We start from the raw sequence: 23645 nt of genomic DNA, 5'->3' as shown, positions 1-23645 counted from the left end.
CCCCCATTGTGCAATATTCCCCACTGCTGCCTCCCGTAGGAGTCTGGACCGTGTCTCAGTTCCAGTGTGGCTGGTCATCCTCTCAGACCAGCTAGAGATCGTCGGCTTGGTAGGCCTTTACCCCACCAACTACCTAATCCCACTTGGGCTCATCTTATGGCGGGTGGCCCGTAAGTCCCACCCTTTAATCCGAAGATATTACGCGGTATTAGCGACAGTTTCCCGTCGTTATCCCCCTCCATAAGCCAGATCCCCAAGCATTACTCACCCGTCCGCCACTCGTCGGCAAAGAAAGCAAGCTTTCCTCCCGCTACCGTTCGACTTGCATGTGTTAAGCCTGCCGCCAGCGTTCAATCTGAGCCATGATCAAACTCTTCAATTTAAAAAGTTCAATCGCTCAAAATACTGACTATAAATCATTAATTAAATTAACTTTGTTCAGCACTCTAAGTCTTATTTAAATTTTTTGTTTAAACGAATCTTTCAAGTGCCCACACAGATTGTCTGATAAGTTGTTAAAGAGCAAAAAAGAACGACGCACCGGATTGTTGTTAGTTTTCACAACGGTGCGTCGTTGTGTGAGGCGTATTATAGGGATTTCGACTCCCTTTGCAAGCTTTTTTTGTCAAAAAATTTAAATTTTTAACTATTAGCTGAAAACTTCAGCAATTCTTTTATTTTTCAGTCAAAAAAACATCAAAAAACAAACCGCACTTTAAAAGTGCGGTCTGAATTTCCTGATTTTTTTATTCCTTTGGTAAACGCAAAACTGCAAGCGCAAGCCCGCCCCAGATAACGATTAAGGAAATAATCATCATAATAATTGCTGTCGTACTCATTTTATTCCCCCGAAACCTGAACTTCGTTTTTCCATTTTAAGCGTGAAAGCAGCACGGCGACGATAACCAGCATAACAGCCATTCCCCAACCAAAGCTATTAACAAACCAACTAGGGTAGCCTTCATATCCTTCGGCGAATACTTTCGCGCCTTCGCTGAATAGCATAAATGCCAGAATACCCGTTGTGATAACGATACATAAGCGCCAAATAAAACCGACTTTAAAGGAAGAGGTTTCATTTAGGTGATCGCCCAGTAAACCTAATTTTTCATTGGCAACAATCGCAATTAACGAAACAAAGGCGACCGCGACAATACCGAAATAGTTGACGAATTTATCCATCACATCAAGCACCGGTAAACCTGTTGTTGTGCCGAATAATAGGGTTGAAACGATCATCATCGGTACACCCACAATAAATGTCACTTTAGCCCGACGAATTCGAAGTTTGTCCTGTACTGCCGAAATAATAACTTCGATTACCGAAATAAATGAAGTTAACGCAGCAAAAGTTAAAGAACCGAAGAATAACACGCCAAGAATCTGACCGAACGGCGCTTCGTTAATAATAGTCGGGAAAGCAAAGAACGCTAAACCGATACCGCCTTTCGCCACTTCGCTCACTTCGTGTCCGGATGCCGCAGCCATAAAACCAAGTGCCGCAAACACACCGATACCAGCCAATAATTCAAAGCTACTGTTAGCAAAACCGACAACTAAACCCGAACCGGTTAAATCAAACTCTTTCTTTAAATAAGATGCGTAGGTAATCATAATCCCAAAACAAATAGATAAGGAAAAGAAGATTTGCCCATAAGCCGCAATCCAAACGCTCGGGTTGGAGAGTTTTGACCAGTCCGGCGTAAATAGCGCATCTAAACCTTTTGCCGCGCCCGGTAAAAATAAGGACGAGATCACTAAAATTAAGAACATAATGACTAACACAGGCATTAAAATCGAGGATGTTCTGGCAATTCCTTTTTGCACGCCTAAAGCCAGCACGCCAAGCGCTACCAGCCATACGGCGATTAACGGACCGACTACCATTCCCACGAATTCTAAACTAACACCTTGTGTAATATCGCCCATTTTCAGAAATTCGCCGATAAAGAAATCGATAGGCTTGTCACCCCACGCCATAGTAAATGAGAAATAGGTGTAAGTTGCCGCCCAACCTAAAACTACCGCGTAATACAGGCCAATGATAACATTCACCATCACCTGCCACCAACCGAAAGCTTCAAAATGTTTACTGAAACGGCGGTAAGATAAAGGCGCACCGCCGCGATGGCGATGACCAATAGCATAATCAAGGAATAATAATGGAATACCCGCTGTTAATAAGGCGATTAAGTAAGGAATAATAAAGGCGCCGCCGCCGTTTTCATAAGTGGTATATGGAAAACGCCAAATGTTTCCAAGACCGACAGCCGAACCGATTGCGGCAAAAATAAAGGCGCGACGCCCCGAAAATGTTTCACGTGTAGAATTTGACTTTGTCATTCTCACAGCCCTTTTAATTTAAAATTTGAATAATATGAAAATGGAAATATAAACCAATCTATCATCTAGTCAATAGCATAATCGGGCTAATTTTTTATAAAATGAATTATTTTTATTTATTTTTTATAATTTTTATAGTTTTTTATTTTAAATAAAACAAAAAATGTAGAGATTAAATCTAATTTAATAAAAACTTTAATTTATAGCTCTAAATCGAACAATAATTACGGAATAAAATACTGGAAAGAAATTTTATTGGAATTTCACCGTCCTCCGCCTAAAATAACAGCAAAAAAGGAACATTTTTATGCGGAAACAACTTTATATTACCCATGGTTACACGGCAAATTCGCAGTCCCACTGGTTTCAATGGTTAAAAAATCAGCTTATTCCTCATCAAATCCATACGAATATTTTTGATATGCCAGATTCATCTAAGCCGAATCCGCAAATTTGGTTGGCTCACCATCAAACGTATATCAACCAATGTGATGAAAATACGGTGTTTATCGGGCACAGCTTAGGCTGTATCGCTACCTTGCGCTATTTGCAGCGGCAAAAAAAGAAAATTAAAGGTTTGATCCTGGTGGCCGGTTTTGATGAGCCTTTAGACAATCTGCCCGAGCTCACATCTTTTACCCTGCAACGGATTTATTACCCGGAATTAATCGCCAATATTCCGCAACGTATTGTGATTGGCTCCTCCAATGATGAAGTGGTCGCCCCCAAATACACGCAAAAATTAGCGGCAAATTTACAAGCCTCTTATTTAACTGTAGAAAATGCCGGGCATTTTCTGGCCCGCCAGGGTTTTACAGAATTTCCTTTGCTATTAAAAGAATGCTTAAATATATTTAACGGCTAATTTTTACAAAGTGCGGTCGAAAATCGGGAATTTTTATTAAAAATATCAGGCAATCTTCCTCATTATAAAAATTTTCATTTTTTAACCGCACTTTTTTGCTTAATTTTCTACCTCAAAAGCGTGATCAAGATCATGTTTTTATATTATTCCAATTGCTAATAATTTTAATCAGAATAAACTTAATTCTATCAGCAAACGTTTGCTTTTTTTTGAAATGCAAGCTGAAACGTTTTATCTAAAAATTCCTCATGATTAATCGAATGGAGATGCAAAAATGACCCATCTTATCGTTGCGACGCATGGTAAATTTTCACAAGAAATCGTCAACTCAGCGGCGATGGTTTTCGGTGAAGATGAAAACACCCATGTCGTTACTTTCCTTCCCGGTGAAGGCGGTGACGATTTAGTCGCGAAATATAAAGCTATTATCGCTACTTTGCCTGAAAACGAACCCGTACTATTCCTTGTGGATTTATTCGGCGGCAGCCCTTATAACGCCGCCGCCCGCGTTGCCGCAGAATATGAAAATTCGGATATCGTAACCGGTATCAGCTTACCGATGTTATTAGAAGTATTGGATGCTAAAGACGGCGCAAGCCTGCCGGAATTAGTCGAAACGGCGAAAGAAGTGGGCTTGGCTGCGGTAAAATCTTTTCGTCAGCCAAAAGAAGAGGCGAAACCGGCGGTAAAAGCCGAAGTCGCACCGGCGGCGGCACCCGCACCTCGAGATCCGAACTTAAAAGGCAATATGAATATTTCATTATTGCGTATCGACAGCCGTTTGATCCACGGACAGGTAATGACCTCATGGGCGAAAGCGGTGAAATGCGAGGCTATTTTTGCCATTAGCGACGAAGTTGCCAATGACGCTATCCGCCGCGAATTACTGCTGCAAATCGTGCCTGAACATTTGAAAGGCTATGTCATCACCGTAGATAAAGCGATCAAAGTATGGCACAACCCAAAATATGCGGGCAAAAACATCATTTGGTTGGTTACCAACCCTTCCGATATCGTGCGCTTGATTGAAGGCGGTGTAAAAATTCGAAATGTGAATGTGGGCGGGATGACCTTTAATGAAGGGGATCAATTAATCTCACAAGCCGTCGCAATTAACCAAACCGACCTGGCTGCATTCTACAAATTATTGGAGTTAGGCGTGGATATGTCGCTTCAACAAGTTGCGGCGAATAAAAAGGAACCACTTGATAAAAAACGTCTTGATGAAATTAAGTTCTAATTAAAAGGAAAACACTATGACTACAATGGAAATTATCCTTGTAACCCTTGTCGCCGCAATTTGCGGTATGGGTTCCGTTCTTGACGAACGTCAAACGCACCGTCCGTTAGTGGCTTGTACATTAATCGGTTTGGTTTTAGGCGACCTGCAAACCGGTATTATTGTAGGCGGTACGCTTGAAATGCTGGCGCTGGGCTGGATGAACGTAGGTGCGGCAATGGCGCCTGATGCGGCACTTGCCTCCGTTATCGCTGCGATTCTTGTAATTAAAGGCGGTCAGGATAAAGGTACGGCGATTGCTATCGCGATTCCTGTTGCGGCAGCCGGTCAGGTATTGACCATTTTCGTCCGTACATTAACCATCTTCCTACAACACAAAGCCGATGATTATGCCGCACAGGCAAACTTCCGCGGCATTGAATTTTGCCATTTTGCCGGTCTTTCATTACAAGCCTTACGTGTTGCCGTTCCGACTTTAGCCGTAGCTTTAGTTGCCGGTACAGACACGGTAACCGCCGCGTTAAATGCAATTCCTGAAGTGGTTACCCGCGGTTTACAAATCGCCGGCGGTTTCATCGTTGTTGTAGGTTATGCGATGGTTATCAATATGATGCGTGCGGGTGCGTTAATGCCGTTCTTCTTTATCGGTTTCGTTATCGCTTCATTCTCTAACTACAACTTAGTAGGTCTTGGTATGTTAGGTGCGTGTCTCGCCTTAATTTATATCCAATTAAATCCGCGTTTCAACCAAGCGCAATTGCCGGCTTCAAGCACCTCACAAAAACAGCTTGCCGATGATGAACTTGAAGGTCTATAAGAAGGAATAACATTATGTCAGAAAATAAAAAACAATTAACCGCACGCGATATTCGCGCAACTTACTGGCGTTCAACCTTCTTATTAGGTTCATTTAACTTCGAACGTATGCAAGCTATGGGTTTCTGCGTATCCATGATTCCGACAATCAAACGTTTATACAGCCAAAAAGAAGACCAGGCGGCGGCATTAAAACGCCATCTGGAATTCTTCAATACTCAACCTTGGGTGGGTTCCGCCATTATGGGCGTGACCGCCGCTATGGAACAGGAACGCGCCAACGGTGCCACAGACATTGACGATGCGGCAATCAGCGGGGTTAAAGTCGGTCTTATGGGGCCGTTAGCCGGTGTGGGCGATCCGATTTTCTGGGGTACGTTACGTCCGGTTCTTGCCGCTCTTGGTGCGGGTCTTGCTATTAGCGGCAGCCTTCTCGGTCCATTATTATTCTTTATCGGTATCAATATCTGCCGTGCATTAACCCGTTGGTACGGTTTTAAATACGGCTACGCAAAAGGAACTGAAATTGTTTCCGATATGGGCGGCGGTCGCTTACAAAAACTGACTCAGGGAGCGTCAATCCTCGGTCTCTTTGTTATGGGGTCTTTAGTTTCCAAATGGACGAGTATTAATATTCCGTTGGAATTGTCCCGTTACCACAATGCCATGGGCGAAGAAGTAGTCACTACCGTACAAAGCGTATTAAACGATTTGTTGCCGGGCCTTGCCGCTTTGCTTCTCACTTTCTTCTGTATGTATCTATTACGTAAAAAAGTGAACGCTATGTACATTATCTTCGCGTTATTCGGCGTAGGTATTTTAGGTTATTGGTTAGGCATTTTAGCTTAATCACAAACAACCGCATTATTAAGGGCAATCTATTCTCCAAAGATTGCCCTGTCTTTTGCCTATACTTTTTGTTAAAGTGCGGTCAAATTTTGTTAAATTTTAAGGAATATTTATGAACTTCAAAGATTTCATCAAAGCGCCGCCGGCGGAAGGCTACCTCAAAAATTCGTCTAAATTAGTGACCGCACTTTTTATTATCGCCGGCCTTTGTTATTACTTTTCCAAACAATACGGTGGTTATGCCGCGGTGATTTGTTTAGTAATTGCGTTCATGGTAATGTTCGGGCAAAAGCTTATGCTTTCTCAAATTACCAAAGATTTCAATGAGATGTATTTCGCCAAAAAGCAATTTGAAGAAACGCAAAATTTAGATTACATTCGATTCATCCAAGCTCGCGCCACACAGATTTTAGTGGATAACAAAGTATTGTCGGAAAAAGCTAAAAGGGAATTAGGTTTTTTATTGCAATATGCGGAAGGAAAGTTAAAAAAATAAAAATTCAATAAAATTTGACCGCACTTTTTCTCTAAACAGACCTTAGCGTTCCCTGAATTCTTTGGGGGTTTGACCGTATTCTTTTTTGAATACCGCATAAAAATATTGCAATGAGGGATAACCGCAAATATCCGAAATCTCCTGGATCGGCACATCTGTAAATTTCAGCATATTTTTTGCTCGATCCAGTTTCTCCTCATGAATAACCTGATGAATGGTTTTATTCATCTCGGCTTTAAAATGTTGCTCAAGGTTAGAACGGGAAATACGTAAGTGATCCAGCACCTGTTCCGTTTTTATACCCTGGGTCGCATAATGACGAATATAGTGCATAGCTTGAATAACCAATGGGTCATGAAGAGAACGGTAATCCGTGGAACGGCGTTGTTCCACCCGCAACGGCGGTACTAAAATCGGGGTTTGGCTGACCGGGCGCCCTTTTAGTAACTGATCTAATAATTTTGCCGCCTGATAACCGATTTGGTTGGTACCCTGTACCACCGAAGAAAGCGAAACCCGGGATAAATACTGGATAAGCTCCTCATTATCAATGCCGATAATACAAAGCTCGTCGGGAACCGCAATGTTAAGGTACTCGCAAGCCTGCAATAAGTGTCTGGCTCGCGCATCGGTGACCGCAATAATTCCCGTATGGGGCGGCAAACGGCTAATCCAGTCACAAAGTTTGGATTGCACTTCAAGCCAATTATCGGAATGCGCCTGTTCGCCTAAATAAATATAGGTTTGGTGTCCGTAATCCGCCATTAACTGCATAAAAGCATTTTTGCGCTCTTCCGACCAATGCTTCGGCGTTTCATTCGGCAAACCGTAAAACGCAAATTGATTAATGCCTTTTTGTTTTAAATGCAAAAATGCGGTTTCCACCAGAGCATAATTATCGGTAGCCACATAGGGATAATGAGGATAAAACGCAGGGTTTTGATAAGAACCGCCCACGGCAATCACCGGAATTTCCGTATGTTCCAGCATGGCGACCGTTTCCGGATCGTCAAAATCCGCAATAATGCCGTCAATATCCAGGTTATGTAAACTTTCCTTCCGATAAACAAAATCGTCCTCAATAAAAATATTCCACAAACATTGCGATGCCTGAATATACTGCCCGACGCCTTCAATCACTTCCCTGTCATAGACTTTGTTGGCGTTAAAAAGCAGTGCGATACGATGATGTTTTAACCCGCTTTTCATTGTAGAATTCCTTTGTCATGAAAGAATAGTAGCAAATACTACCAGATCATTCTATTTCATTCTATCTATATGATTTTCATAAAAATACACACCATAAACATGGTGTGTTATTTATGAAAATCTGGCAGCTACTTTTTATTCCATAATAATTCCAGTTCTTCCAGCGTTTTGCCTTTTGTTTCCGGAACGAATTTCCACATGAATAATGCGGCCAGAATAGCCATTAAGCCGTAGACCCAGTACGCAAATCCGTGATTAAAGCGTTCAACTAAATAAGAACTTTTATCCATCATCGGGAATGTCCAGGAAACAATGTAGTTTGCAATCCATTGTGCCGCTACGGCGATAGCTAAAGCCTGACTACGAATTGCATTAGGGAATATTTCGGCTAAAAGTACCCAACATACCGGGCCCCATGAGATAGCAAATGCCGCGACATAGAAAAGCATGCCGGTTAAGGCAATAGTTCCGGATAAATTTGCGTAAAATGCCATGCCGAGTACAAACATACCCATTGCCATACCTAAGGCGCCAATGATTTGTAACGGTTTCCGTCCGTATTTATCCACAGTAAAAATTGCAATTGTAGTACAAGACAGATTAATGGTACCCATAATAATGGTTTGTAATAATGCATTGTTTGTACTTGCACCCAGGGATTTAAATATTTCAGGGGCATAGTAAAGAGCAACGTTGATACCGACAAATTGTTGGAATACAGAGAGCGCAATACCGATAACAATAACGCCCAATCCAAAGGAAAATAACGGTGCTCCTTTTACAACGCGATGTTCTAATGAAGAAACGATATTCTGTAATTCGGTTTTACCTGAGCGTTCGCCTAATAATTTTAATAAAGTAATTTCAGCTTGAGAAAATTTATTTTGTAATACTAACCAACGCGGACTTTCCGGTACGAAAAACAACAGGATTAAAAATAATGCCGCCGGAACCATTTCCGAAAGGAACATATATCGCCATCCGAGCATATTTAACCATGTATTATCTCCATTTAACGCAATGAAATAGTTAACAAAATAAACGATTAATTGCCCTGCGATAATGGCAAACTGGTTGAACGAAACCATTTTACCGCGAATACGGGCCGGCGTGATTTCTGCAATATACATAGGAGAAACCATGGATGCGATGCCTACTCCAATACCACCGATAATGCGATAAATAACAAACTGAATCAGAAAATTACTTAAATAATAAGGAATGTTATTCGTTTCATTGATTGTTTTTAGACCAAATTCAGGATACGCGGAACCGAAAGCCGAGATAAGAAAGAGGAGCGCTGCAATTAATAAGGCTTTTTTCCTTCCATATTTACTACTGAGATAACCGCCACAGGCGCCACCGATAATACAGCCGATTAATGCACTGGCCACGCAGAAACCTAGTAACGAGTTTGCGCTAATTTCGGGCAGTCCTTTAGGTTGAATAAATACCGTATCCAACGAAGATACCGTACCCGAAATAACTGCGGTATCATAACCAAATAAAAGTCCGCCTAATGTTGCCACTAATGTCACACCGAGAACATAACGGCTTGTTTTTTCACCAGACATAATTATTCTCCTTTATTAAACATGCTTATCATGTGCTGTTTATTTTTCATACTCTAGACCGTAGCTCAATTTCGAAAAATGATTTTTGGATTATGTTTTTTTGCTTTTGTGATCTACGGCACAATTACCAATTATCTGAATCGGAAAATGAAATAACGTAATTGAAGTGCGATTGGATTTTTATGAAGATGAGTACGAACTTAAATTTTGACTCTCATTCATCTAGGATGAAACCATTATGACAAACTACTTCGATAAAATTGAAAAAGTAAAATATGAAGGTGCGGATTCGACTAATCCCTTCGCATACAAACACTATAATGCGAATGAAGTGATTTTAGGTAAAACCATGGCGGAACATTTACGTTTAGCCGTGTGTTATTGGCATACGTTCTGCTGGAACGGCAACGATATGTTCGGGGTAGGTTCCCTTGATCGCAGTTGGCAAAAAATGTCGGATCCGCTTGCGGCGGCAAAACAAAAAGCGGATATCGCCTTTGAATTTCTAACCAAATTAGGTGTGCCTTATTACTGTTTCCACGATGTGGATATCGCGCCGGAAGGGAATTCGTATCAAGAATATGTACGCAATTTCAATACTATTGTGGATATCCTGGAACAAAAACAAGCGGAAAGCGGGGTGAAATTATTATGGGGTACGGCAAACTGCTTCAGTAATCCGCGTTATATGTCCGGTGCGGCAACCAATCCGAATCCTGAAATTTTCACTCGTGCCGCAGCACAAGTGTTTAATGCTATGAACGCAACCAAACGCTTAGGCGGGGAAAACTATGTATTATGGGGCGGTCGCGAAGGTTATGAAACCTTATTAAATACGGATTTACGCCGTGAACGCGAGCAAATCGGTCGTTTTATGCAAATGGTGGTGGAACACAAACACAAAATCGGTTTCAGCGGCACCTTATTAATCGAGCCGAAACCTCAGGAACCAACCAAACATCAATACGATTATGACGTGGCGACGGTTTACGGCTTCTTAAAACAATTCGGTTTAGAAAAAGAAATCAAAGTCAACATTGAAGCGAATCATGCAACTTTAGCGGGACACACCTTCCAACATGAGATCGCAACCGCCGCCGCACTGGATATTTTAGGTTCTATCGACGCCAATCGCGGTGATCCGCAATTAGGATGGGATACCGATCAATTCCCGAACAGCGTGGAAGAAAACACCTTAGCTATTTATGAAATCTTAAAAGCCGGCGGTTTAACTACGGGAGGTTTCAACTTCGATGCCAAAATCCGCCGTCAAAGTATTAATCCTTATGACTTATTCCACGGTCATATCGGCGCGATTGATGTATTGGCGTTGTCTTTAAAACGCGCCGCTAAAATGGTTGAAGATCACACTTTACAAAATATCGTCGATCAACGTTATGCGGGTTGGAACGGCGAATTAGGCCAACAAATATTAGCCGGTAAATCTTCACTGGAAGCGCTGGCTCAAGCGGCGCAAAACCTTGACCCTAACCCGGTTTCAGGTCAGCAGGAATATATTGAAAACTTGGTGAACGGTTATATTTATCGTTAATGTCGTAGATACAAGGAGCGGGGAGTTATCCCTGCCCTTTTTCTATTTATATAAGGGCGCAAATAAATCCCCGCCCAGCGGAGAACAATTATGTACATTGGTATCGACTTAGGCACTTCAGGAGTGAAAGCGGTTTTGCTTGATGAATCGCAAAAAATTATAGCCACAACTCAACATCCTCTCCCAATTTCCCGTCCGCATCCCCTCTGGTCGGAGCAAAATCCCAAAGACTGGTGGTATGCCACCAATCTCGCCATGTTAGCGCTTGCTCAGCAGCAGAATTTATCTGCGGTAAAAGCCATCGGTTTAACCGGACAAATGCACGGTGCCACCCTGTTAGATAAACAAAACAACGTGCTTCGTCCGGCAATACTATGGAATGACGGACGCAGTTCCGCCGAATGCGAAGAATTGGAAAAACTCGTTCCCCGTTCCCGCAAAATTACCGGTAACTTAATGATGCCGGGATTCACGGCACCTAAACTCAAGTGGGTAGATAAGCATGAATCCGCTATTGCGGAAAAAATCAGTAAAGTATTGCTGCCGAAAGATTATTTACGTTTAATGATGACCGGCGAATACGCCTCCGATATGTCCGATGCCTCAGGCACCATGTGGCTGGATGTGGCAAAACGAGATTGGGATAAATCTCTGCTCAACGCCTGCGGGCTGGATGAAAATAATATGCCGAAACTATTTGAAGGTAATCAAATCACGGGTTATCTTCATGCTGATCTTGCTAAAAACTGGAAAATGAATGCGGTACCGGTGGTTGCCGGCGGCGGCGATAATGCAGCCGGCGCTATCGGTATCGGCTTATATCAGACGGGACAGGCCATGCTGTCACTGGGTACTTCCGGCGTATATTTTGTGGTCACCGATAAATTCACCGCAAACCCGCAAAAAGCGGTACACAGTTTCTGCCACGCGCTGCCGGATCGCTGGCATTTAATGTCGGTTATTTTAAGTGCCGCCTCCGCCGTAGATTGGGTGAAAAAAGCCACGGGCATTGCGGATATTCAAACTCTGTTTCAAAAAGCGGAAAAAAGTGCGGTCAATTCCGAGGCGATTTTTTTGCCTTATCTTTCGGGCGAACGCACTCCCCATAACGATGCTTACGCTAAAGGCGTATTCTGGGGACTAAGCCATAACGACGATCAAACCACAATGGCAAAAGCCGTGATCGAAGGCGTGAGCTTCGCTCTGGCGGACGGTATCGACGTATTGCATGAAACCGGCGTCACGGCGGATAACATCGCCTTAATAGGCGGCGGTGCAAAAAGCGCTTACTGGCGCCAATTACTTGCGGATATTTCGGGCAGAACCATGGAATATCGCACAGGTGGTGACGTAGGGCCGGCTCTTGGTGCGGCTAAACTGGCACAAATCGCGCTAAATCCCCATGAAGATATAGCGGATTTCTGCCAACCCTTACCGTTGGAAGCAGTTTATCACCCGAATGCCGAACGCACCGCATATTACGCTGAAAAACGGGCGAAATATGCAGAGTTGTATCAGCGGGTAAAAGGACTTTAAAAAGTAAAATAAAAGTGCGGTGAAATTTTTAAAATTTTCACCGCACTTTTTATGTTATTAAGAATTAATCCTTATCAATCGCAGGAAAATCGCGTTCCGTGTAACCCGTGTAAATTTGACGAGGGCGGGCAATTTTAAAGTTTCCTTGTTTATACATTTCTTTCCAGTGAGCAATCCAACCCACAGTTCTCGCCAAGGCGAACATCACGGTAAACATGGAAGTCGGAATACCGATGGCTTTTAAGACGATACCGGAATAAAAATCCACATTAGGATACAATTTATGATCGATAAAATACGGATCGCTTAAAGCAATGCGTTCCAACTCGCTGGCAACATCGAACAACGGATTTTTAATATTCAGTTCTTTCAATACTTCATGGCAGGTTTCACGCATGACTTTCGCTCGCGGATCGTAGTTTTTATATACGCGGTGACCAAAGCCCATTAAGCGGAACGGGTCGTTTTTATCTTTTGCCCGGGCAATAAATTCCGGAATTCTATCCACCGTACCTATTTCTTCCAGCATATTAATACAGGCTTCGTTAGCGCCGCCATGAGACGGCCCCCAAAGCGAAGCGATACCGGCGGCGATACAGGCAAACGGGTTAGCGCCTGAAGATGCGGCAATCCGCACCGTTGAAGTTGAGGCGTTTTGCTCGTGATCCGCGTGCAAAATAAAGATTTTATCCAATGCGCGTTCCAATACCGGATTCACCACATAAGGCTCGCAAGGGGTGGCAAACATCATATACAGAAAGTTTCCCGCATAAGACAGGTTATTTTGCGGGAACATAAACGGCTGACCGATTGAATATTTATAACACATCGCCGCCAGGGTCGGAATTTTTGCCAATAAACGAATTGCCGTCAATTCCCGGTGTTCTTCTTTTTTAACATCAATAGAATCGTGATAGAATGCCGCCAATGCGCCGCTTACCCCGCACATTACCGCCATCGGATGTGAATCTCGACGGAATCCTTGGAAGAATTTGGTCAATTGTTCGTGCACCAGAGTGTGACGTTTAACCAATTTGGAAAAATCCTGATATTGCTGCTTGGTAGGTCGTTCACCAAACAGTAATAAATAACTGACTTCAAGATAATCGGCGTTAGAGGCTAGCTGATCGATAGGATAACCACGATAAAGCAGCATCCCCTCATCGCCGTCCACATAAGTGATAGCGGATTCACATACGGCAGTCGAAACAAGTCCCGGGTCGTACATAAAAAGTTTGTTTTGGCTTAAACCGTGAATATCAATGGATTCATATCCTAATGAACCTTTAACAATATCAAATTCATAATTTTTTCCATCCACCGTCAGTGTTGCTTTTTTGTCGGCCATATTTATACTCCTATATAATTCCTGAAAAATTCTTTTTAAAATTTATTCTCTAATTTTGCGAATATACTGAACATCCCAAAGTATGAAGCGTTTAAATTTAAAACAATTTAATTAATACCTGAATTTATAAAAAAAACAAGCCTGTTTATTAAAAAATTTCTAACCCAATTAGAAATTTTTTAAATAATCCTATTTACATTGAATAAATTACTGATATTGTTTCTAATATCTGATTAAATTTGAAAATGTTTTTACGGCTCGCCCTAAGCAGGAGGCAATATGCAATCAAAAGTTAAAATTCCACAAGGTGATAAAATTCAACTCGCCGATAACGGCGCACTTATCGTCCCTCATAATCCTATTATTCCTTTTATTGAAGGCGACGGTATTGGCGTTGATGTGACGCCGGCGATGAAAGCGGTGATTGATGCGGCGGTGGAAAAAGCATACGGAGGTACGCGTAAAATATCATGGATGGAAATCTATGCCGGCGGTAAAGCAAATCAGGTTTATGGCGAAAATACCTGGCTGCCTGCAGAAACGCTGGAGTTGATCCGTCAATATCATGTGGCGATTAAAGGTCCGTTAATGACACCGGTAGGCGGCGGCATTCGTTCTTTAAACGTGGCGATGCGCCAAGGTTTGGATTTGTATAACTGCTTACGTCCGATTCGTTATTATGAAGGTACGCCAAGTCCGGTTAAACACCCGGAATTTGTCAATATGGTTATTTTCCGTGAAAACTCCGAAGATATTTATGCGGGCGTTGAATGGGTAGCCGGCTCCCCGGGGGCGGATAAACTGATTAACTTCCTGCAACGGGAAATGGGGGTGACTAAAATCCGCTTTACCGAAGATTGCGGAATCGGCATTAAACCGGTTTCCAAGCAGGGATCGCAACGTTTGGTGCGGGCTGCTTTACAATATGTAATAGATAATGACCGCAGTTCGCTTACCTTAGTACATAAAGGCAATATCATGAAATTTACCGAAGGCGCTTTCAAAGAATGGGGCTATCAGGTTGCAAAAGAATTCGGTGCGGAACTTATTGATCAAGGTCCGTGGATGAAATTGAAAAATCCTAATACGGGCACCGAAATTATCATTAAAGATTGCATTGCCGACGCCTTTTTACAAGAAGTGTTATTGCATCCTAAAGATTACGATGTGATTGCCACCTTAAACCTTAACGGCGATTACATTTCCGACGCATTAGCCGCGCAGGTTGGCGGTATCGGTATTTCACCGGGCGCCAATATCGGTGACGATGCGGCAATTTTTGAGGCTACTCACGGCACGGCACCGAAAATTGCCGGCCAAAATAAAGGCAACCCGGGTTCATTAATTCTTAGCGGAGAAATGATGCTGCGCCATTTAGGCTGGTTGGAAGCCGCCGATTTAGTAGTAAACGCCGTTGCCAAAACTATTGCGGACAAAACCGTAACATTTGATTTTGCCGAAATGCTCGAAGGAGCGACCTTGCGCTCAACTTCCGAGTTTGCCGAAGACATTATTGCCAATATGTAGCCGACTTAACGAATTTAAGGGAGATAACCATGGCTAACTTTCTACAAGAATATCAACAACAGGTTGACGAGCGGGCAAAAGAAGGTGTGGTCGCCAAGCCGCTTAATGCCGATCAAACGGCTCAACTTATTGAATTACTAAAAAACCCGCCTCAGGATAAAGCGGAATTTTTATTAGATCTGTTTAAAAACCGCATTCCGGCCGGCGTTGACGAAGCGGCTTATGTAAAAGCCTCCTTCCTTTCGGCAGTGACTAAAGGCGATGTAGCTTGCCCGCTTATTTCAGCAAAAAGTGCGGTAGAAATTTTAGGAAAAATGCAAGGCGGTTATAATATTGAACCGCTTCTTAGCGCGCTTGATAACCCGGAACTAGCGCCGGCGGCGGCGAAAGAATTATCCGGCATTTTATTAATGTTTGATAATTTCCATGACGTACGGGAACGTGCCGAACAAGGCAATCCTTATGCAAAACAAGTGCTGCAATCCTGGGCGAATGCCGAATGGTTTACCAATCGCCCTAAATTAGCGGAAAAAATCACCGTTACCGTGTTTAAAGTTTCCGGCGAAACCAATACCGATGACTTATCACCGGCGCAGGATGCGTGGTCACGCCCGGATATTCCGTTACATGCCAACGCTATGCTAAAAATGCCGCGAGAAGGTATTATCCCCGATCAACCAACTCTTGTCGGTCCGATTAAACAACTTGAATCATTAAAACAAAAAGGCTTTCCTCTTGCTTATGTAGGCGATGTGGTGGGTACCGGCTCTTCCCGTAAATCCGCCACCAATTCGGTATTATGGTTCATGGGTGAAGATATTCCCTATATTCCCAATAAACGAGCCGGCGGGATTGTATTGGGCGGTAAAATCGCGCCTATTTTCTTTAACACCTTAGAAGATGCGGGCGCATTGCCTATTGAAGTGGATGTCAGCGCCTTAAATATGGGTGATGTAATTGATATTTACCCTTATGCGGGAAAAATCTGCGTTCATAATACGGATCAGGTACTGGCGGAATTTAGTTTAAAAACCGACGTATTGTTGGATGAAGTCCAGGCTGGCGGGCGTATTCCGTTAATTATCGGCAGAGGTTTAACCCATAAAGCGCGTCTTGCTTTAGGTTTAAACGAATCCGAAATATTCAAAAAACCGCAAGCCGTCCAGGCAAGCGAGAAAGGTTATACCCTTGCTCAAAAAATGGTCGGACGAGCCTGCGGAGTCGAAGGCATTCGTCCGGGGCAATATTGCGAACCGCGAATGACCTCGGTGGGTTCACAGGATACGACCGGCCCAATGACCCGCGACGAATTAAAAGATCTTGCCTGTTTAGGTTTCTCGGCGGATTTGGTTATGCAATCTTTCTGCCATACGGCGGCTTATCCGAAACCGATAGATGTAGTTACCCATCACACATTACCTGACTTTATTATGAATAGAGGTGGCGTTTCTTTGCGCCCGGGCGACGGTGTTATCCACTCCTGGTTAAACCGCATGTTATTGCCGGATACGGTAGGAACCGGAGGCGACTCCCATACCCGTTTTCCTATCGGTATTTCATTTCCGGCAGGCTCCGGACTGGTAGCTTTTGCCGCCGCTACCGGCGTTATGCCGCTGGATATGCCGGAGTCCGTATTGGTCCGCTTTACGGGCAATATGCAGCCGGGTATTACCTTGCGCGATTTAGTTCATGCCATTCCTTATTATGCGATTCAGCAAGGCCTATTAACCGTTGAGAAAAAAGGTAAGAAAAATATTTTCTCCGGCCGTATTTTGGAAATCGAAGGTTTGGAAAATCTGAAAATCGAACAGGCATTTGAGCTTTCCGACGCTTCAGCCGAACGTTCGGCCGCCGCGTGCAGCATAAAATTAAATAAAGAACCGATTATCGAATATCTCAATTCAAATATCGCGTTATTGAAATGGATGATTGCCGAAGGTTACGGCGACGCCCGCACTCTTGAGCGTCGCATAAAAGCAATGCAAACATGGCTTGACGACCCGCAATTGCTGGAAGCGGATAAAGACGCGGAATATGCCGCCGTGATCGAAATCAATTTAGATGAAATCAAAGAACCTATTGTTTGCGCGCCGAATGATCCGGATGACGCCCGCCTGTTATCAGACGTGCAAGGCGATAAAATTGACGAAGTATTTATCGGCTCCTGTATGACCAATATAGGACACTTCCGCGCCGCCGGTAAATTGCTGAACAAATTCAAAGGGATGATTCCAACCCGCTTATGGGTGGCGCCGCCAACCAAAATGGATGCCGCGCAATTAACCGAAGAAGGCTATTACAGCATTTACGGCAAAAGCGGTGCAAGAATAGAAGTGCCGGGCTGCTCGCTTTGTATGGGTAATCAGGCTCGGGTAGCGGACAATGCCACCGTAGTTTCAACATCCACCCGTAATTTCCCAAACCGTTTGGGACAAGGCGCCAATGTGTATCTTGCATCGGCTGAATTGGCCGCTGTCGCCGCATTATTAGGCAAACTGCCGACACCGGAAGAATATTTATCCTATACTGTCGACTTACAACAGGATAAAGACGACACCTATCGTTATATGAATTTTGATAAAATTGAAAATTATATGAAAAAAGCGGATAAGGTGATTTTCCGGCAGGCTGTGTAAATAAAGAGGCGCCCGTTACACATACGGCATATAAGTAGGGACGGCAAACATGACGTCCCTACTTTTTTAGCTTTATCATATTAAAAAATATGAAATTTTTGACCGCACTTTTAATATTATTCTGGTTTTAACTTATTCTTTGGTAAGGTTTTAAACATTCACCGAATAAATATCAAAGCGATGATTTTTGGTTTCTCGGCTGAATTGCGGGGCTTTCTCGGCGAGAAATTCTGCGTAATCCGGGCGTTTTACCACCACTCTTTTTTTGGCCAGTTTTAATGCGGGTTCAAGTAATAGATTTGAATCCGAATCCGCACCGACTAAATATTGGAAAACCCGCATTTCCTTCTTAACCAAGGCGGATTTTTGTTTATGCGGGTACATTGGATCAAGGTAAACCACATCGGCAAAATCTTCAAAGGGGTTGAGTTCGGTAATATGATGAACGGGCAAAAGTTGCATATTTTTTTGCATCATTTCTCCAATTTCCGGATCTGCATAAGCGCGGCGTAATCCGTCTTGCAACAGCAGATAAACTACCGGGTGGCGTTCCACCAATCTTACTCGGCAACCGATAGACGCCAGCACAAAAGCATCCCGCCCTAAACCTGCGGTTGCATCGATTACGCTAGGTAATTCGTTTCCTTTCACGCCAACGGCTTTGGCTATCGCCTCGCCTCGTCCGCCGCCGAATTTACGGCGGTGCGCCATAGTACCGGCGACAAAATCAACATAAACGGCACCGAGTTTGGGCTCGTCAAGTTTGCGCAATTCAAGTCGCACTTCACCGTCCGTTTCCGTTTGCACCAAAGCAAGAACGCTTGCTGGATCATGAGTTAATCCTTTTTCTTTGCAAAGTGCGGTAAAATTTTGCGAATTTTCGGTTTCGCAGATAAGTTGAATATTCATGCTATTTACGAATCAACCATACGCCGCTTTCCATGTGATCAGTATAAGGAAATTGATCGAACAACGCCGCTTTTTCAATGCGGTGTGTTTTTGTTAATTCCGTTAAATTATTGCACAAGGTGTTAGGATTGCAGGAAATATACAAAATACGATCGTAGTTTTGCACAAGTTTTACCGTATCGGGATCAAGCCCGGCGCGCGGCGGATCAACAAAAATAGTGTTGCATTCATAGGATTTAAGATCAATTCCTTTCAAGCGATTAAACTCACGGACGCCGTTCATCGCCTGCGTGAATTCTTCCGCCGACATTCGGATTATCTGCAAGTTATCAATGCCGTTTTCCGCAATATTAAATTGTGCCGCGGCAACCGAGGGTTTAGCTATTTCGGTAGCTAATACTTTGCGGAAATTCTGCGCAAGAGCGATAGAAAAATTACCGTTTCCGCAATAAAGTTCAAGCAAATCGCCCGAACTGTTTTTAGTGCAGCCAATGGCCCATTCCAGCATTTTACAATTAACCGCCGCATTCGGTTGGGTAAAGCTGTTTTCAATCTGGCGATAAACATAATTACGCCCGTTCACCGGCAATACTTCATCCGCATAATCCCGCTCCAGGCAGATTTTTTGTTTGGTGGCGCGGCCGACAATCTGCACATCAAAATCCAGTTTTTCCAACCGCACTTTTAAAGCCTGTGCGGCAGCCTGCCATTCTTCCGTTAACGTTTTGTGATATAGAAGACTTACAATAATTTTATTGCTCAATGTGCTGAGATAATCAATTTGAAATAACTTTTTAGTAAGAATTTCCTGTTCTTTCAGTAATGGAATTAAATTTTCCATCATACGGTTAATAAGCAGGCTTGCGATAGGAAAACAGTCCACCCGATAACGCTGTTTGGTCTGCTGATTAAACATGATGTGATACAAATCGCCTTTATCATGCCAAACGCGAAATTCCGCCCGCATACGATAATTTTGCACAGGCGATACAAAAACCGATAATTCCGGCGCGTTAAAAGGCGCTAAAAGTGCGGTCAGTTTTTGTTGTTTTTTTGTTAATAATTCTGAATATTTTTCAATGGGTAATTGTTGCATAAAGAGAAATTGTTGTTGCCATAATCAAATTTGCAAAATTTTAACACAGTAATGCGGAATATGAGCAACGGAATGCAAAGCTGAAACGATTTTTTGCCGAAACATCAAAATAAAGAAATGATAATTGTTATTAAATATATAATTTATAAATAAATATTTGTGAATAATTTGTTGTTCTTTTGATAATTCTCAAATTTTTTTTTCTTATTAAGCGTATTATTTTCGTAATTAACCATACAAAAAATATGTGATTTGGAGCAAATTATGCAACGAACTGACGGATTACTTTCTGCTTTAACTCATTCGGTTACCGATGTTTCACGTCGTGATTTTATGAAATTATGTACCGCGCTTGCCGCAACTATGGGGTTGACTTCAAAAGCAAGCGCGGAGGAAATAACCAACGCATTAACCAACCCTCAACGCCCGCCGGTAATTTGGATTGGCGCGCAGGAATGCACCGGTTGTACGGAATCTTTATTACGCGCCACTCACCCGAGCATTGAAAACCTTGTACTGGATATGATTTCTCTTGAATATCATGAAGTGCTTTCCGCCGCATTTGGCGATCAGGCGGAAGAAAACAAACACCGCGCATTGGAAAAATACAAAGGAAAGTATGTTTTAGTGGTGGACGGTTCTATTCCCGTTAAAGACGGCGGCGTTTACTGTATGGTAGCGGGCAACCCCATCATAGAGCATATTAAAGAAGCGGCCAAAGGGGCGGCCGCTATTATTGCCATCGGTTCCTGCTCCGCCTGGGGTGGGGTGCCTTCCAGCGGCGGCAATCCGACCGGTGCGAAAAGTTTATCCGAAGTTCTGCCCGGTATTCCCGTTATTAATATTCCGGGTTGCCCGCCGAATCCGCATAATTTCCTGGCAACCGTAGCTTATATTCTTACCTATAAAAAATTACCGGCAACGGATAAATTAAACCGACCTTTATTTGCCTATGACCGTTTAATTCATGAAAACTGTTATCGCCGTCCGCATTTTGATGCCGGCCGTTTTGCGAAAGAATACGGTGATTACGGGCATCGTCACGGTTGGTGTTTGTATCATTTGGGCTGCAAAGGCCCAGAAACCTACGGTAACTGTTCAACACTGGATTTCTGTGATGTGGGCGGTAACAACTGGCCAGTGGGTATCGGGCATCCTTGTTACGGTTGTAATGAAAAAGGCGTAGGTTTTACCAAAGGTATTTTCCAATTAGCCAATGTTGAAAATCCGACCCCAAGGGTTGAAAAACCGGATGTAGCCAATCAGGAAGGGGAAACCGCTTCCATGACCGCCATTGCATTACTGGGTGCCGCCACAGCCGTTCTTGCCGGGGTTGCGGTCGAAACATTGAAAGAACTTTCCGTCCAACGTAAAAATCAGTTGGAAAAAGAAAAAACAAAGCAAGAAAACAGCAACAATACAGGTAAATAAGCATGGATAGACGTAAATTTATAAAAGCAGGCATGCTTGGCGGCGTCGCATCTGCGCTACCTTTAAATGCCGCTCATGCGGAAGTCAAAAATCAAGAACCTATTCCCGGTGCCTTAGGCATGTTGTATGACTCTACGTTATGTGTGGGCTGCCAGGCTTGTGTGGCGGAATGCCAGAAAATCAACGGAACGCCGGTTAATCCGAAAGGCGAACAAACCTGGTCCAATAACGATAAATTATCGCCTTTTACCCGTAATGTCATTCAGGTTTGGTCTGAAGGTGAAGGTACCAATAAAGATCAGCCGCAAAACGGTTATGCTTACATAAAAAAACAATGTATGCATTGCGTTGATCCGAACTGTGTAAGCGTTTGTCCGGTTCAAGCCCTGACGAAAAACCCGAAAACAGGTATTGTGGGCTACGATCCGGATATTTGCACCGGTTGCCGTTATTGTATGGTGGCTTGTCCTTTTGACGTGCCTAAATATGATTATGATAATCCTCTGGGTCAAATCAGCAAATGCGAACTTTGTAACCAAAAAGGCGTTGAGCGCATTGTTCAAGGCAAATTGCCCGGCTGTTGCCATGTTTGCCCGACCGGCGCCATTATTTTTGGTTCCCGCGAAGAATTAATGGCGGAGGCTAAACGCCGTTTAAGTATGACTCAGGGAACGGATTATGAATTTCCCCGCCAACATGTAAACAGCAAAGATAAATATCAGGCGAAAATTCCCGCTTACGAACAGCATATTTACGGTGAAATTGAAGGCGGCGGTACTCAGGTATTGGTTTTAAGCGGTGTACCTTTTGAAAACCTCGGTTTGCCTCAATTAGACGAAATAGCAACCGGCGCCCGTGCCGCCCACTTACAACATACTTTATACAGAGGCATGATTCTTCCTTTAGTCGGACTTGCGGGGTTAACCTTTATAACTTACCGCAATATGCACGGTAAAAAACCAGAACATCACCAAGAGGAGGATAATAATGAGTAATCCGCGTCCTGTCGGCGGTCGATTAATTTCCGCATCGATTTTATTCTTCGCACCTCTTGCCGTGATTTGTTTGGCTTTAATCGTTAAACGTTTATTTTTCGGCATCGGTTCCGTAACCGCATTAAACGGCGGTTATCCCTGGGGGTTATGGATTGCCTTCGATTTATTAGTGGGAACCGGCTTTGCCTGCGGCGGTTGGGCTTTAGCCTGGACGGTTTATATTTTTAACAAAGGGAAATATCACCCGTTGGTTCGCCCCGCCTTATTAGCAAGCCTGTTTGGTTATAGTCTGGGCGGCTTATCCATTACTATTGATATGGGACGATACTGGCATTTGCCTTACTTCTTTTTGCCCGGTCAGTTTAATACGAATTCCGTGTTGTTTGAAACCGCGGTTTGTATGACTATTTACATCTGCGTGGTAACGCTGGAATTTGCGCCCGTATGGTTAGGTTTTTTCGGTTTGAAAAAACTGTTTAAAAAACTAAATAAAATTATGTTCTTCGTTATTGCATTGGGCGCCTTGTTACCTATGATGCACCAATCTTCAATGGGATCATTAATGATTGTTGCCGGACATAAAGTCCACCCAGCCTGGCAAAGCTATGAAATGCTGCCGGTATTTTCCTTATTAACGGCGTTTATCATGGGATTTTCTATTGTTATTTTTGAAGGTTCGGTGGTAAAGGCAAGCCTTGCCGGTCAAGCGCCGGACGAGCGCCATTTATTCAGTCAGTTAACGAAAACCGCAGCGGTACTAATCGCATTATTCTTGATGTTCCGTTTCGGCGAATTAATTTATCACAATAAACTGCATTATGTTTTAGGTTTATTTAAATTTGAAGCCTGGATGTTCTGGGCGGAAGTATGGTTAATGACATTACCTCTATTGGCATTGTTCCTTGGAGAACGGCGTAATGACGGTCGTTGGTTGTTCGTTTCCGCTTTAAGCATGCTGTTAGGCGCGGCGCTATGGCGTTTAGACTACTCAATGATTATGTATAACCCGGGTAACGGCTATAAATATTTTCCTTCCGGTCAGGAATTATTAATTTCTATCGGTTTCGTGTCTATTGAAGTATGCGCCTATATTTTAATTATTCGCTTATTCCCGGTACTACCGGTATTAAAAGAAGCAAATAAAGAAACATCAGAATATATTATCGCTGAAAAAGCGGCGTTAAGTGAAAACTTAGCACAAAAAAACAGTTAGTGGAGAAAAA

19 protein-coding genes and 1 rRNA gene (1 of these 20 only partly in view) are annotated in these 23645 nt (G+C 43.2%); 12 read left to right on the top strand and 8 right to left on the bottom strand.

The genetic code is table 11. The features are described 5' to 3' along the window. The 3 genes from MS_RS10845 to MS_RS10835 form a co-directional block, all read right to left on the bottom strand. Positions 1-382 (bottom strand): 16S ribosomal RNA (locus tag MS_RS10845); it reaches 1161 nt to the left of the window's first position. A gap of 364 nt (positions 383-746) precedes the next feature. Next, complete coding sequence (locus tag MS_RS11060; protein ID WP_011201528.1) at positions 747-839, bottom strand: methionine/alanine import family NSS transporter small subunit; 93 nt, start codon at positions 837-839, stop codon at positions 747-749. A gap of 1 nt (position 840) precedes the next feature. Continuing rightward, positions 841-2343 (bottom strand): sodium-dependent transporter, encoded by a 1503-nt coding sequence (locus tag MS_RS10835; RefSeq protein WP_041640111.1) that lies wholly within the window; start codon positions 2341-2343, stop codon positions 841-843. A 307-nt stretch (positions 2344-2650) separates the two neighbouring features. Here MS_RS10835 and MS_RS10830 point away from each other — a divergent pair, with 307 nt between their 5' ends. The 5 genes from MS_RS10830 to MS_RS10810 all read left to right on the top strand — a co-directional run bounded on the left by MS_RS10830 (position 2651) and on the right by MS_RS10810 (position 6609). Next, positions 2651-3208, top strand: a complete 558-nt coding sequence (locus MS_RS10830; protein ID WP_011201526.1) for an RBBP9/YdeN family alpha/beta hydrolase — start codon at positions 2651-2653, stop codon at positions 3206-3208. Between the two features lie 274 nt (positions 3209-3482). After that, a complete protein-coding gene (locus tag MS_RS10825; RefSeq protein ID WP_011201524.1) occupies positions 3483-4448 on the top strand; it encodes a mannose/fructose/sorbose PTS transporter subunit IIA in 966 nt (321 codons plus the stop codon). 16 nt (positions 4449-4464) lie between these two features. Beyond that, a complete protein-coding gene (locus MS_RS10820) occupies positions 4465-5265 on the top strand; it encodes a PTS mannose/fructose/sorbose transporter subunit IIC (RefSeq protein WP_011201523.1) in 801 nt (266 codons plus the stop codon). A 14-nt stretch (positions 5266-5279) separates the two neighbouring features. Beyond that, positions 5280-6113, top strand: a complete 834-nt coding sequence (manZ, locus tag MS_RS10815; RefSeq protein ID WP_011201522.1) for a PTS mannose transporter subunit IID — start codon at positions 5280-5282, stop codon at positions 6111-6113. Between the two features lie 112 nt (positions 6114-6225). Continuing rightward, positions 6226-6609, top strand: a complete 384-nt coding sequence (locus MS_RS10810; protein ID WP_011201521.1) for a hypothetical protein — start codon at positions 6226-6228, stop codon at positions 6607-6609. A gap of 42 nt (positions 6610-6651) precedes the next feature. Here MS_RS10810 and MS_RS10805 read toward each other — a convergent pair whose 3' ends face one another. Continuing rightward, a complete protein-coding gene (locus tag MS_RS10805; RefSeq protein ID WP_011201520.1) occupies positions 6652-7818 on the bottom strand; it encodes a XylR family transcriptional regulator in 1167 nt (388 codons plus the stop codon). 128 nt (positions 7819-7946) lie between these two features. Beyond that, a complete protein-coding gene (xylE, locus tag MS_RS10800) occupies positions 7947-9392 on the bottom strand; it encodes a D-xylose transporter XylE (RefSeq protein WP_011201519.1) in 1446 nt (481 codons plus the stop codon). A 238-nt stretch (positions 9393-9630) separates the two neighbouring features. Here xylE and xylA point away from each other — a divergent pair, with 238 nt between their 5' ends. Then, positions 9631-10944, top strand: a complete 1314-nt coding sequence (xylA, locus tag MS_RS10795) for a xylose isomerase (RefSeq protein WP_011201518.1) — start codon at positions 9631-9633, stop codon at positions 10942-10944. 90 nt (positions 10945-11034) lie between these two features. Then, complete coding sequence (gene xylB / locus MS_RS10790; protein ID WP_011201517.1) at positions 11035-12480, top strand: xylulokinase; 1446 nt, start codon at positions 11035-11037, stop codon at positions 12478-12480. A 64-nt stretch (positions 12481-12544) separates the two neighbouring features. Here xylB and MS_RS10785 read toward each other — a convergent pair whose 3' ends face one another. Next, positions 12545-13828 carry a citrate synthase gene (locus MS_RS10785; protein ID WP_011201516.1) on the bottom strand — a complete coding sequence of 428 codons (1284 nt, stop codon included), beginning with the start codon at positions 13826-13828 and terminating at the stop codon, positions 12545-12547. A gap of 279 nt (positions 13829-14107) precedes the next feature. Between MS_RS10785 and icd the strand changes: the two genes are divergently transcribed. Together icd and acnB are read left to right on the top strand one after the other, a co-directional pair. Next, complete coding sequence (gene icd / locus MS_RS10780; protein WP_011201515.1) at positions 14108-15355, top strand: NADP-dependent isocitrate dehydrogenase; 1248 nt, start codon at positions 14108-14110, stop codon at positions 15353-15355. Between the two features lie 29 nt (positions 15356-15384). Continuing rightward, positions 15385-17991 carry a bifunctional aconitate hydratase 2/2-methylisocitrate dehydratase gene (acnB, locus tag MS_RS10775; RefSeq protein WP_011201514.1) on the top strand — a complete coding sequence of 869 codons (2607 nt, stop codon included), beginning with the start codon at positions 15385-15387 and terminating at the stop codon, positions 17989-17991. Between the two features lie 150 nt (positions 17992-18141). Here the strand turns inward: acnB and MS_RS10770 are convergent, their stop codons facing one another. Next, entirely contained in the window at positions 18142-18900 is a 759-nt protein-coding gene (locus MS_RS10770) for a class I SAM-dependent methyltransferase (protein ID WP_011201513.1), read from the bottom strand. Between the two features lies 1 nt (position 18901). Beyond that, entirely contained in the window at positions 18902-19996 is a 1095-nt protein-coding gene (gene trmA, locus MS_RS10765; RefSeq protein ID WP_011201512.1) for a tRNA (uridine(54)-C5)-methyltransferase TrmA, read from the bottom strand. A gap of 264 nt (positions 19997-20260) precedes the next feature. On the opposite strand from trmA, the gene hybO reads away from it, so the two are divergent. From hybO to hybB, 3 genes are read left to right on the top strand one after another with little or no spacing between them, the layout of a single operon-like run. Next, positions 20261-21427, top strand: coding sequence for a hydrogenase 2 small subunit (hybO, locus tag MS_RS10760; protein WP_041640109.1), 1167 nt, complete (start codon positions 20261-20263; stop codon positions 21425-21427). A gap of 2 nt (positions 21428-21429) precedes the next feature. Continuing rightward, positions 21430-22422, top strand: a complete 993-nt coding sequence (hybA, locus tag MS_RS10755) for a hydrogenase 2 operon protein HybA (protein WP_011201509.1) — start codon at positions 21430-21432, stop codon at positions 22420-22422. Continuing rightward, positions 22415-23635 (top strand): Ni/Fe-hydrogenase cytochrome b subunit, encoded by a 1221-nt coding sequence (hybB, locus tag MS_RS10750; protein ID WP_041640108.1) that lies wholly within the window; start codon positions 22415-22417, stop codon positions 23633-23635. Before hybA ends, hybB begins: the two co-directional genes overlap by 8 nt. Positions 23636-23645 lie beyond the last annotated feature (10 nt).

This window comes from [Mannheimia] succiniciproducens MBEL55E, assembly GCF_000007745.1.
Classification (GTDB): Bacteria; Pseudomonadota; Gammaproteobacteria; order Enterobacterales; family Pasteurellaceae; genus Basfia; species Basfia succiniciproducens.
Note: the sequence above shows the minus strand (reverse complement) of the source record. Positions and strands in the feature narration are given on the sequence as shown.

Excerpts from the sequence above, each read along its gene's own strand:
- MS_RS11060 (WP_011201528.1), bottom strand. The coding sequence starts at position 839 with ATGAGTACGACAGCAATTATTATGATGATTATTTCCTTAATCGTTATC.
- MS_RS10835 (WP_041640111.1), bottom strand. The coding sequence starts at position 2,343 with ATGACAAAGTCAAATTCTACACGTGAAACATTTTCGGGGCGTCGCGCC.
- MS_RS10830 (WP_011201526.1), top strand. The coding sequence starts at position 2,651 with ATGCGGAAACAACTTTATATTACCCATGGTTACACGGCAAATTCGCAG.
- MS_RS10825 (WP_011201524.1), top strand. The coding sequence starts at position 3,483 with ATGACCCATCTTATCGTTGCGACGCATGGTAAATTTTCACAAGAAATC.
- MS_RS10820 (WP_011201523.1), top strand. The coding sequence starts at position 4,465 with ATGACTACAATGGAAATTATCCTTGTAACCCTTGTCGCCGCAATTTGC.
- manZ (WP_011201522.1), top strand. The coding sequence starts at position 5,280 with ATGTCAGAAAATAAAAAACAATTAACCGCACGCGATATTCGCGCAACT.
- MS_RS10810 (WP_011201521.1), top strand. The coding sequence starts at position 6,226 with ATGAACTTCAAAGATTTCATCAAAGCGCCGCCGGCGGAAGGCTACCTC.
- MS_RS10805 (WP_011201520.1), bottom strand. The coding sequence starts at position 7,818 with ATGAAAAGCGGGTTAAAACATCATCGTATCGCACTGCTTTTTAACGCC.
- xylE (WP_011201519.1), bottom strand. The coding sequence starts at position 9,392 with ATGTCTGGTGAAAAAACAAGCCGTTATGTTCTCGGTGTGACATTAGTG.
- xylA (WP_011201518.1), top strand. The coding sequence starts at position 9,631 with ATGACAAACTACTTCGATAAAATTGAAAAAGTAAAATATGAAGGTGCG.
- xylB (WP_011201517.1), top strand. The coding sequence starts at position 11,035 with ATGTACATTGGTATCGACTTAGGCACTTCAGGAGTGAAAGCGGTTTTG.
- MS_RS10785 (WP_011201516.1), bottom strand. The coding sequence starts at position 13,828 with ATGGCCGACAAAAAAGCAACACTGACGGTGGATGGAAAAAATTATGAA.
- icd (WP_011201515.1), top strand. The coding sequence starts at position 14,108 with ATGCAATCAAAAGTTAAAATTCCACAAGGTGATAAAATTCAACTCGCC.
- acnB (WP_011201514.1), top strand. The coding sequence starts at position 15,385 with ATGGCTAACTTTCTACAAGAATATCAACAACAGGTTGACGAGCGGGCA.
- MS_RS10770 (WP_011201513.1), bottom strand. The coding sequence starts at position 18,900 with ATGAATATTCAACTTATCTGCGAAACCGAAAATTCGCAAAATTTTACC.
- trmA (WP_011201512.1), bottom strand. The coding sequence starts at position 19,996 with ATGCAACAATTACCCATTGAAAAATATTCAGAATTATTAACAAAAAAA.
- hybO (WP_041640109.1), top strand. The coding sequence starts at position 20,261 with ATGCAACGAACTGACGGATTACTTTCTGCTTTAACTCATTCGGTTACC.
- hybA (WP_011201509.1), top strand. The coding sequence starts at position 21,430 with ATGGATAGACGTAAATTTATAAAAGCAGGCATGCTTGGCGGCGTCGCA.
- hybB (WP_041640108.1), top strand. The coding sequence starts at position 22,415 with ATGAGTAATCCGCGTCCTGTCGGCGGTCGATTAATTTCCGCATCGATT.